Source organism: Mesorhizobium sp. M6A.T.Cr.TU.014.01.1.1 (genome assembly GCF_004022765.1).
GTDB classification, from domain to species: Bacteria; Pseudomonadota; Alphaproteobacteria; order Rhizobiales; family Rhizobiaceae; genus Mesorhizobium; species Mesorhizobium mediterraneum.
This window is the reverse complement of record NZ_RZPG01000023.1, coordinates 105,332-116,103: the sequence shown is the minus strand read 5'-3', so window position 1 is coordinate 116,103 and position 10,772 is coordinate 105,332. Positions and strand designations below refer to the sequence as shown.

11 protein-coding genes are annotated in these 10,772 nt (G+C 64.5%); all 11 read right to left on the bottom strand.

Translation table 11 applies throughout. The features are described from left to right. Nucleotides 1-157: 157 nt before the first annotated feature. The 11 genes from EN885_RS24150 to EN885_RS24095 all read right to left on the bottom strand — a co-directional run bounded on the left by EN885_RS24150 (nucleotide 158) and on the right by EN885_RS24095 (nucleotide 10,741). Nucleotides 158-553, bottom strand: a complete 396-nt coding sequence (locus EN885_RS24150) for a RidA family protein (protein ID WP_095487728.1) — start codon at nucleotides 551-553, stop codon at nucleotides 158-160. Nucleotides 554-636: 83 nt separating this feature from the next. Next, nucleotides 637-1,785: an acyl-CoA dehydrogenase family protein gene (locus EN885_RS24145; RefSeq protein ID WP_095487730.1), complete on the bottom strand. Its 1,149-nt coding sequence runs from the start codon at nucleotides 1,783-1,785 to the stop codon at nucleotides 637-639. Nucleotides 1,786-2,022: 237 nt separating this feature from the next. Further along, nucleotides 2,023-2,835, bottom strand: coding sequence for an enoyl-CoA hydratase family protein (locus EN885_RS24135; protein WP_095487732.1), 813 nt, complete (start codon nucleotides 2,833-2,835; stop codon nucleotides 2,023-2,025). After that, the gene (locus EN885_RS24130; RefSeq protein WP_095487734.1) at nucleotides 2,832-3,302 is read right to left on the bottom strand and encodes a MarR family transcriptional regulator; all 471 of its coding nucleotides are present in this window, start codon (nucleotides 3,300-3,302) and stop codon (nucleotides 2,832-2,834) included. Before EN885_RS24130 ends, EN885_RS24135 begins: the two co-directional genes overlap by 4 nt. After that, a complete protein-coding gene (locus EN885_RS24125; protein ID WP_127205424.1) occupies nucleotides 3,296-4,066 on the bottom strand; it encodes an SDR family NAD(P)-dependent oxidoreductase in 771 nt (256 codons plus the stop codon). The genes EN885_RS24130 and EN885_RS24125 overlap by 7 nt, the downstream gene beginning before the upstream one ends. After that, nucleotides 4,063-6,357: a bifunctional salicylyl-CoA 5-hydroxylase/oxidoreductase gene (locus tag EN885_RS24120; RefSeq protein WP_128244322.1), complete on the bottom strand. Its 2,295-nt coding sequence runs from the start codon at nucleotides 6,355-6,357 to the stop codon at nucleotides 4,063-4,065. The genes EN885_RS24125 and EN885_RS24120 overlap by 4 nt, the downstream gene beginning before the upstream one ends. Nucleotides 6,358-6,504: 147 nt before the next feature. Continuing rightward, a complete protein-coding gene (locus EN885_RS24115; protein WP_127205425.1) occupies nucleotides 6,505-7,104 on the bottom strand; it encodes a VOC family protein in 600 nt (199 codons plus the stop codon). A gap of 84 nt (nucleotides 7,105-7,188) precedes the next feature. Further along, entirely contained in the window at nucleotides 7,189-8,019 is an 831-nt protein-coding gene (locus EN885_RS24110; RefSeq protein ID WP_128244323.1) for an ATP-binding cassette domain-containing protein, read from the bottom strand. After that, entirely contained in the window at nucleotides 8,012-8,896 is an 885-nt protein-coding gene (locus EN885_RS24105; protein WP_127205427.1) for an ABC transporter ATP-binding protein, read from the bottom strand. The genes EN885_RS24110 and EN885_RS24105 overlap by 8 nt, the downstream gene beginning before the upstream one ends. After that, a complete protein-coding gene (locus tag EN885_RS24100) occupies nucleotides 8,893-9,741 on the bottom strand; it encodes an ABC transporter permease (RefSeq protein ID WP_127205428.1) in 849 nt (282 codons plus the stop codon). Before EN885_RS24100 ends, EN885_RS24105 begins: the two co-directional genes overlap by 4 nt. Next, entirely contained in the window at nucleotides 9,734-10,741 is a 1,008-nt protein-coding gene (locus EN885_RS24095; RefSeq protein ID WP_128244324.1) for an ABC transporter permease, read from the bottom strand. The genes EN885_RS24100 and EN885_RS24095 overlap by 8 nt, the downstream gene beginning before the upstream one ends. Between the last annotated feature and the right edge of the window lie 31 nt (nucleotides 10,742-10,772).

The window sequence follows — 10,772 nt, the reverse complement described above, 5'->3', positions numbered from 1 at the left end:
AATCGTCTCATCCGACGCCGCCAGACCGTCCGCCAGACTCAACTGACCCAAAACACGATCCGCCATCCCGAATCTCCCTGCTCCAACCTTCACCACAGAATCACCGTTCGGCTTCTGTGCAAAGGTCTCACAAGGGGAGAAGGGAAGCACGCCGGCGTCAGTCCGGGATCACCGCTGTCGCCTGGATTTCCACCTTGGCGCGATCCTCGACCAGCGCCATGACTTGCATGGCGGCCATGGCCGGAAAATGCCGGCCGATGACCTCGCGATAGGCCTCACCGATCCCTTTGAGGTTGGCCAGATACTCGGCCTTATCGGTAAAGTACCAGGTCATCGAGGTGATATGCTCAGGCATGGCGCCAGCCTCGGCGAGCACGGCGACGATGTTGGCAAGCGTCTGGCGCACCTGGCCGACAAAATCATCGGTTTCGAATTGGCCTTGCCCGGTCCAGCCGACCTGGCCGCCGATGAAGATCATCTGCCCGCGCGCGGCGACGCCATTGGCGTACCCAACAGGTTTCGCCCAGCCTTCCGGCTGCAGGATGGTGTGCATATCAAGCCTCCCGATACTCAAATCCGGTCGCAATGTTCAAAATCGAACCAGTCTAATTCGCAATTATCCGTCCCAGTTCGGCCTCAGGCCGCTCCCATCACTTGCCTGGCTATGACCACCTTCTGCACGTCGGACGCGCCCTCATAGATGCGCAGCGCGCGGATCTCGCGATACAGGCTTTCGATGATGTGGCCCTTGCGGACGCCATCGCCGCCATGCAGCTGCACGGCCTTGTCGATCACCTCTTGCGCCTTGTCGGTGGCGAACAGCTTGGCCATCGCCGCTTCGCGGGTGACACGGGCGGCGCCCATGTCCTTGGTCCAGGCGGCGCGGTAGACCAGCAAGGCGGCGGCATCGACATCCAGCGCCATGTCGGCGATGTGACCCTGCACCATTTGCAGCTCGACCATCGCAGCGCCGAACAGTTTGCGCTCGGCCACTCTTTTGATGCTTTCGTCCAGCGCGCGCCGGGCAAAGCCGAGTGCCGCCGCGCCGACCGTCGAGCGGAACACGTCGAGCACCGACATGGCGATGCGGAAACCGTCGCCTGGCTTGCCGATCAATGCCGAGGCCGGAACGCGGACATTGTCGAAGGACAATCGTGCCAGCGGATGCGGCGCGATCACCTCCAGCCGTTCGGCGATGGTTAGGCCCTTGATGTCTGCAGGCACGATGAACGCCGAAAGGCCCTTGGCGCCGGGCGCCTCGCCGGTGCGGGCAAAAACGACGTAGAGATCGGCAATGCCACCATTGGAGATCCAGGTCTTTTCACCCGACAGCACATAGTCGTCGCCGTCGTGCGTGGCCGTCATCTCCATATTGGCGACATCAGATCCGGAGCGCGGTTCCGATAGCGCAAAGGCGGAAATTGTTTTGCCAGCACGTGTCTTCGCCAGCCAGCGCTGCTGCTCGGGCGTGCCGAACAGGCTAAGCGCGCCGGTGCCGAGCCCTTGCATGGCGAAGGCAAAGTCGGCCAGCCCGTCATGCCGGGCCAGCGTCTCGCGTGTGATGCACAGCGCGCGAACGTCGAGCGGTCCGGGATTGTCCGTGTCGAGCGCCGTCGGCTCCAGCCAGCCGTCGTTGCCGAGCTTCGCCACCAGCTCGCGGCAGGCGGCGTCGACATCGTCATGCGCGACCGGCAGGTTTTTTCCGCACCAGGCATCCAGCCGCTCGGCCAGCTCGCGGTGTCGGTTCTCGAAGAACGGCCAATTGAGGAAGGACCGGTCAGGCATTTCTGCCTCCACTGTGCTTCGGGCCTTGCACTCCACGGCGCCCCCCTCTGTCCTGCCGGACATCTCCCCCACGAGGGGGGAGATTGGACGTCACCACTGCTTTCGCCAATCGCCGGCATTGCAGGAGAAGCGCTGCAGGTGGAGCTGCCAATCTCCCCCCAAGTGGGGGAGATGGCCGGCAGGCCAGAGGGGGGCGCTGTCCCGCCAACGTGTCCATTTTGATTAAAGAAAACATCCTCAATTGCCCTCGAACACCGGCTTCTGCTTGCCAACAAAAGCCTCGTACGCCCGCTTGAAATCGCCGGTCTGCATGCAGATCGCCTGCGCCTGCGCTTCCGTTTCGATCGCCTGGTCGAGACCCATCGACCACTCCTGGTTCAACTGCGTCTTGGTAATGCCGTGGGCGAAGGTCGGGCCGGAGGCGATGCGCGCGGCCATGTCGAGTGCTTCGGCCTCAAGCGCTGCGGCATCGACCAGCCGATTGAAGAAACCCCAGCGCTCGCCTTCCTCAGCACTCATCGTGCGGCCGGTGTAGAGCAGCTCGGCGGCGCGGCCCTGGCCGATGATGCGCGGCAGGATCGCGCAGGCGCCCATGTCGCAGCCGGCAAGACCGACGCGGGTGAACAGGAACGCCGTCTTGGCTTCCGGCGTGGCGATGCGGATATCGGACGCCATGGCGATGATGGCGCCGGCGCCCACCGCCACGCCGTCGACCGCCGCAATGATCGGTTTGCCGCAATTCAGCATCGCCTTGACGAAATCGCCGGTCATTCGGGTGAAGGCGAGCAACTCCTTCATGTCCATCTTGACCAGCGGGCCGATGATGTCGTGAACATCGCCGCCGGAGCAGAAATTGCCGCCATTGGGCAGGAACACCACCGCATCGACATCGTCGGCATAGACGAGGTCGCGAAAGATATCGCGCAGCTCGGCATAGCTTTCGAAGGTCAGCGGGTTCTTGCGCTCCGGCCGGTCGAGCCGGATCTTTGCGATCTTGCCTTCGACCTGCCAGAGGAAATGCTTCGGCTTGCGGCCGGCCATTTTTGTCATTCCCGTCCCTCCCAATTGCTGCGGAAGGAATTCAGCATGCCGGTTAGCCGGCGCGCCTCGTCCTCGCTCACATTGCCCAGCAGCTCGCCGATCCAGCTCTCATGTGCGGCGGCGATCACGGCGAAAGCCTTCGATCCTTCCTCCGTCAGCCGCACCATCGAGGTGCGGCGGTCGCCATTGCGTCGGGCGCGGGCGACCAGCCCTTCCGAAACCAGACGGTCGACGATGCCAGTCACATTGCCGTTGGACACCAGCAGGAAGCGCGACAGGTCGCTCATCAGCATGCCTTCCGGCACGCGGTAGAGTGCGGCCATCACGTCGAAGCGCGGCAGCGTCGTGTTGAACTCTTGCCGCAGGCGCTCGCGCAGCTCGGCCTCGATGCTGCGTGAGGCGCGCAGCAGCCGCACCCACAGGCGCAGGCGGTCCTTGCCGGGTCCGGACGGCGCGGGCAGGGGACCGGCTACCATGTCTCGCCTCCCGAGATCGAGATCGTCTGGCCGGTGATCGATTGGGCCGCATCGCCGCACAGCCACAGCACCGCGGCTGCAACCTCTTCCGGCTGGATGAAGCGGCCTTGCGGGTTTGTCGAGGCAAGGCTCGTCCTTGCTTCTTCGGCCGAGCGGCCGGTCTTTTCGACGATGCGCTGGATGGATTCCTCGAGCATCTCGGTTTCGATGAAGCCCGGGCAGACGGCGTTGACCGTCACGCCGGATTTGACGGTCTCGACCGCCAGCGCCCGCATCAGGCCGACGACACCATGCTTGGCGGCAACGTAAGCGGCGACATACGGATAGCCCTTTAGCCCGGCCGTCGACGCGACGAATATGACACGGCCTGATTTCCGCGCGGCCATGCCGGCCAGCGCCGGTTTCACCGTCAGGAACGCGCCGGTCAGGTTGACATCGAGCGTGCGCTGCCAGTCCGCGAGCGAGGTCCGCTGTGCCGGGGCGCTGCCGGACATGCCGGCATTGGCGACGACGATATCGATCGGCCCGCGCGCCGCCTCGGCCTGACTGTAGAGCGACGCCATTGCCGCCTCATTGGTGACATCGGCAGCGATGCCGAAGATGCGATCGCTTTGCCTGGCGACCTCGGCAAGTGCCGCCTCGCGCCGGCCGCAGATGGTCACGTCTATGCCGGCGCCGGCCAGCGCCAGCGCGATGGCGCGGCCCACGCCGGAGCCGCCGCCGGTGACCAGCGCGTGCCGCATTGTTATCGTCGCGGTGCTCATACTTTCAGCCCCGCTGCCGCATCGCGTTCGGCCAGCCGGTAGATCTGGTCGCGGCCCGGCAGATAGGGATCCGGCCATTTGACGCCGGGATCACCGAGCGTCACGGCCGCATGCAGCGTCCAGTAGGGATCGGCGAGATGCGGCCTTGCCATCGCGACGAGATCGGCGCGGCCGGCCATCAGGATCGAATTGACGTGGTCCGGCTCATAGATGTTGCCGACCGCCATGGTCGCCATGCCGACCTCGTTGCGGATGCGATCGGAAAACGGCGTCTGGAACATGCGCCCATACACCGGTCTTGCATCGGCCGAAGTCTGGCCGGCCGACACGTCGCAGATGTCGACGCCGGCCTCATGCAGCAGCCGTGCGATCTCGACTGCATCGGCCGGCGTCACGCCTTCGATGCCGACCCAGTCATTGGCCGAGATGCGCATTGAAACAGGTTTTTCGGCGGGCCACGCGGCCCGCACCGCATGGAAGACTTGGAGCGGATAGCGCATGCGGTTTTCGAGCGAGCCGCCATAGGCGTCCGTGCGCCGGTTGGTCAGCGGCGTGATGAAGGAGGACAGGAGATAGCCGTGCGCAGCATGGATTTCGAGCATATCGAAGCCGCAGCGCGCCGCCATCTCGGCCGAAGCGACGAATTGATCGCGCACCCTGTCCATGTCGGCGCGGTCCATCGCCTTCGGCACCTGATTCTCAGGCGACCATGCTATCGCTGATGCCGCCATCACAGGCCAGTTGCCTGATGTCAGTGGCACGTCGGTTCCTTGCCAGCCGAGCCGGGTCGAGCCCTTGGCGCCGGAATGGCCGATCTGCGCGCAGATTTTAGCCTCGGTCTCGGTATGGACGAAATCGACCAGCCGTTTCCAGGCGACCTCATGATCGGGTGCGTAGAACCCGGGACAGCCAGGCGTGATGCGGCCTTCCGGGCTGACGCAGGTCATCTCGATATAGACGAGGCCGGCGCCGCCCTTCGCCCGTTCGGCATAATGGGCGAAGTGCCAGTCGGTCGGGCAGCCGTCGACGGCCTTGTACTGCGCCATCGGCGAGACAACGATGCGGTTCTGCAGCGCCATGTCGCGCAGCCGGAACGGCGCGAACATCGGCGCGCGACGAAGACTGTTGCCGCCGGCGCCGGCCTGGCGCTGGAACCATTCTTCCGCGCCGGCCAGCCACTCGGCATCGCGCAGCCGCAGATTCTCGTGGCTGATGCGCTGCGAGCGGGTCAGCAGCGAATAATTGAATTGCACCGGATCGAGGCCGAGATAGCGTTCGACCTCCTCGAACCATTCGAGCGAATTGCGCGCTGCCGACTGCAGCTTCAGCACTTCGGTGCGGCGGGCGTCTTCATATTTGCGGAACGCCGCCTCGAGGTCGGGCTCGGACTCGACATAGTCGGCCAGCGCCGCAGCACTTTCCAGCGCCAGCTTGGTGCCGGAGCCGATCGAGAAATGCGCTGATGCCGCCGCGTCGCCCATCAGCGCCAGATTCTTGTAGGACCAGCGTTCGCACAGCACGCGCGGGAAATTGATCCAGGCCGAACCTCTGATGTGATTGGCATTGGTCATCAGCGCGTGGCCGCCGAGATGCCTGGCGAAGATCCGTTCGCAGACGGCGATCGATTCTTGCTGTGACATCGCGCCAAAGCCGAAGCGCTCCCAGGTCTGCTCGTTGCATTCGACGATGAAGGTCGCGGTTTCACTGTCGAACTGGTAGGCATGCGCCCATACCCAGCCATGCTCCGTCTTCTCGAAGACGAAGGTGAAGGCGTCGTCGAACTTCTGCTGCGTGCCGAGCCAGACGAACTTGCATTTGCGGGTGTCGATATCTGGCTTGAACACGTCGACGAATGCGCCCCGTACCTTCGAATTCAGGCCGTCGGCGGCGACAACCAGATCGTGGCTCTCCATATAGGGCTTGGGGTCGGCGATATCGGTCTCGAAGACCAGCTTCACGCCAAGCTCACGCGCCCGCCGCTGCAGCAGGACGAGCAGCCGCTTGCGGCCGATGCCGCAGAAGCCGTGGCCGGTCGAGACCGTGCGCACCCCGTCATGAATGACGGCGATGTCGTCCCAATAGGCGAAATGTTTTTTGATCCATACGGCGCTGACCGGATCGTTCCTGGTCAGATTGTCGAGCGTTTCGGCCGACAGCACGACGCCCCAGCCGAATGTGTCGTCGGCGCGGTTGCGCTCGAACACTGTCACCTCGTGCGCGGCGTCCCTGAGCTTCATCGAGATGGCAAAGTAGAGGCCGGCTGGTCCGCCGCCGAGAACCGCAACCTTCATTCGTGCGATCTCCTCTTCGCTTATTATTCGTCAGTATCGCGCCTGAAATAAATTATTTCAAGCTTGAAGTTTCATAATTGAAGCGATCTGCCTCGGATGCCCATGGCCTGCCTGCGGGTCAGACCCGCAAGCACGCGCTTGCCCGGATTATTTTTCCGGGCTCTTCGGGCTCCACAGCACCGTCTCCGCGTCCTTTTCATAGGCCATGCCGTTGGGATAGCTGATCGCTTCCAGTTGCAGGCCCCAGGGCGCCTGGAAATAGAGGATGGTCTGGCCGGCAGCCGGCCCTTCGGTAACCGGCAGCGGGCCCATCCGCGTCTTCACGCCCTTTTCATCGAGATAGGCTTTCGCGGCAGCGATATCGTCGACATAGAAGGCGATGTGGAAGCCGCCAATGTCGCTGTTGCGGGCCTGCAGGTCCCTCTGGTCGGGCGCGGTGTATTTGAACAGCTCGATATTCGAGCCGTAGCCGCAGCGGACCAGGGTGATCTCCTCGATCACCGCCTTGGGGTCGACGCCCAGCAGATCCTGCATGAACGTGCCCTTGTCGTCGGCGAACGGGCCGAAGGACATCGCCTTCTTGCAGCCGACGACCTCGGTGAAGAAGTCGACGGCCTGCTTCATGTCGGGCACCGTAACCCCGGTGTGATCGTGCCCGCGCATGCCGGGAATGGTGCCGGCGGAAGCAGTGCCGATGCTGGCCAGGACGGCGGTCGCAAGCGTTGCGTTTCGGATAGCATTCCTCATGTCAGTCATCCTTCTCGCGGGACGTGGGTGGCTTGCCGGGCGCACGTCCGAGGCCCGCTCTTCGACGTGCGAATGAGATTTGCTTCATACCGGCACCTTAGCGGTGGGCAGCAGCCAGCCGTCATCGATCTCGGGCAGCGGGATGGCTGATATCAGGTCGCGTGTGTAGGCCTGCCGCGGCTTCTCGAACAAAGCGTCGGTGGCGCTTGCCTCGACGATCACGCCTTCGCGCATGACGATCACTTGCCGGCAAAGCCGCCGGATCACCGACAGATCGTGGCTGATGAAGGCGACCGTCAGGCCCATTTCGGCGGCCAGCTTTTCCAGCAACGTCAGGATCTGTGCCTGGGTCGATACGTCGAGACCGGAGACGATCTCGTCGGCCAGCACGAATTTCGGCGACAGCGCGAGCGCCCGGGCAATGCCGACGCGCTGGCGCTGGCCGCCCGACAGTTCGTGACGGTAGCGGCTGGCGAAGCTTTGCGGCAGGCCGACGCGCTGCAATGCCTCCGCGACACGCCCCTTGAGATTGTCGCCAAACCCGTTTTGCCTGAGCGGTGCGGCGATGATGCTGGCAATGGTGCGGCGCGGATTGAGCGACGACATCGGATCCTGGAAGATCATCTGCAGATTGCGGCGCAGCGGCCTGAGCTCGGCCTCCGGCAGATGCGTGATGTCGCGGCCGTCGAAGGTGATGCTGCCGGCGCTGGGCTCCAGCAGGCGTACGAGGGCGCGGCCGAGCGTCGACTTGCCCGATCCGGATTCACCGACGATGCCGGTCACCGACCCCTTTGGCAGGTCGAAATCCAGACCTTTCAGGATTTCGGCCAGCGGCGCGCGGCCGATCAGCGGCTTGCGCGTCATGTCGGGTAGCGCGACCTTCAGGCCGCGGACGGAAAACAGCGGCTCAGCCATGCGGGCGCCTCCAGGCCTGGTCGGCGGCGGCGATCTCCGCGGCCAGCCCGGCCAATACCGCGTCGTCCACCGGTCTCAGAGAGGCGAACGGGTCGGTGTAGCGCGGTGTCGCCGCCATCAGCGCTCGCGTGTAGGGGTGCTGCGGAGCTGCGAACAGCGCCGCCGTCTCGGCCTCCTCCACCACCTTGCCGGCATAGAGCACCGATACTTTCTGGCTGATCTTGGCGACGACGCCGAGATCATGGGTGACGAACAGGATCGCCGTGCCGTGCTCGCGCTGCAACTGCGCGATCAGGCGCAGGATCTGCTTCTGCACGGTCACGTCGAGCGCCGTTGTCGGCTCGTCGGCGACGATCAGCCTTGGCTCGGCGGCGAAGGCGGCGGCGATCAGCACGCGCTGGCGCATGCCGCCGGAAAGCTCGTGCGGATAGCATTTGAGGACGCGGTCCGGGTCGCGGATCTGCACCTCGTCGAGCAACTGGCGGGTGCGGGCGTCGGCTCTCTGTCCGCTCCAGCCGAGGATGCGCACCAGCCGGTCGGTCATCTGCGGACCGATGCGGCGCGACGGGTTGAGCGCGGTCAGCGGATCCTGCGGGATCAGCGCGGTGCGGGCGCCGATCAAGGTGCGCCTCGCCTTTGGCTGAAGCCGGCCGAGATCTTCACCTTCGAGCAGCATGTCGCCCTCGACGATGCGAACGCTCAGTGGCAGAACGCCGAGCACCGCCTTGCCGATCATCGTCTTGCCGGCGCCGCTCTCGCCGACCAGCGCGCGAACCTCGCCGGGTTGGACCGAGAGCGAGACCGAGCGCAGCACGCGGGCGCCATTCGGCAGCACGGCGCTGAGGTTACTGATATCGAGGCAAACGCTCGCGCTCATCGCAGCACCGGATCGAAGCGTGCCTTGAGACCCTCGCCGAACTGGCTGAACGACAACACCGTCAGGATCAGAGTGACCAGCGGAAACACCAGCACCCACCAGGCCTGATGGATCGACAGCCGGCCTTCGGCGATGATGCCGCCCCAGGTCGGGTCGTCGGTCGAGATCGACAGATTGACGAAGGACAGGATCGCCTCGACGATGACGGCGATGCCCATTTCCAGTGACAGCAGCGCGACGATCGACGGCACCACATTGGGCAGCACTTCGCGCAGCATGATACCGATGCGGCCGTAGCCGGCGATGCGGGCGTTCTCGACATAATCCATGCGCGCCTGGCCCATGGTCTCGGCGCGGATCACCCGGCAGAAGCGCGTCCAGTCGATGACCGCGATGGCGATGATGACCGAGCTCAGGCCTGTGCCGAGCACGGCAACCAAAAGGATGGCAAACAACACCGGCGGGAACGCCATCCAGACGTCGACGATGCGCGAGATGATGCGGTCGGCCCAGCCGCCGAAATAGCCGGCGACAAGCCCGAGCGTCGAGCCGACCAGACAGGCGGCCAAGGCTGCCGCGAAGGCAACGACGAAGGCGATGCGGGCGCCGAAGATCAGCCGCGACAGGAGATCGCGGCCGAGGCTGTCGGTGCCGAGCCAGAAGCCGGGCTCCGCGCCGCTCATCCAGAAGGGCGGCAGGCGCTCGAACATCAGGTCCTGCGCCAGCGGGTCCTGCGGCGCGACCAGCGGCGCGAAGATCGCCGCCAGCAGCGCCAGCAGCAGCCAGCCGCCGGACAGCCACAGCCTTGCGCCCGAGCCATGTCTGGAGATGCGGCCGTCATCCATGGCGCAGCCTCGGATTGAGCAGCGCATACATCATGTCCACGGTGAGGTTGATCAGCACGAACAGCAGCGCGAAGACCAGCACGATGCCCTGGATCAGCGGCAGGTCGCGGTTGATGACGGCGTCGATCGCCATGTTGCCGAGACCCTCATAGGAAAACAGCCGCTCGACGATGACGGTGCCGCCGATCAGGAAGGTGAACTGCACGCCGATCAGAGTGAGCGTCGGCAGCGCGGCATTCTTCAGCGCCTCACGCAAAATAACCTGCGTTTCCGAAAAGCCCTTGACCCGCGCCAGCACGACATAGTCGAGATCGAGCACTTCCTTCAGCGATTGCTTCAGCAGCTGCGAGATGATCGCGGCCAGCGGCAACGCCAGGGCCACGGCCGGCATCAGCATGTGCCCGAGCAGGTCCTTGGTCAGGTCGAAGCGCAGCCGCGCAATGCTTTCGAACAGATAGAACTGGGTGACGAAGGGAAGGTCGAGCTGCGGCGAAACCCGGCCGGAAATGTCGAAGAGAGGCACCAGCACGCCGAACAAAAGGATCAGCACCAGGCCCCACAAAAAATCGGGAATGGAAAGGGCTGCACCGCTGGCGATGTCGATGCCGGCCTCGACTGCGGTGCCGCGTTCCCGCGCGCCAAGGATCGCCGTCGTGCCGCCGATCGCCAGCGCCATCAAAAGAGCGACGATAGCGAGCTCCAGTGTCGCCGGCAGCCGGTTGAAGACCAGCCCCAGCACGTCTTGCCTAAGCGAGATCGAGGTGCCGAAATCGCCTCTGACAACGCCGGACAGCCAGATGAAGAACTGCTCGACGATGGTCTTGTCGAGCCCATAGAGCGCACGCAACCGGGCGATGTCGGCATCGGTGGCGCCGGGCGGCAGCATCATCGCGATCGGGTCGCCGGGCGCGACGCGAATGACGACGAAAACCACGACGGCGACGCCGAACAGCGTGATCGCCATCGTCAGAAGACGGATCAGGAATCTTTGCAGCAGCATGGTCGCCCGTATGCCTGCGGAAAGGGCGCGC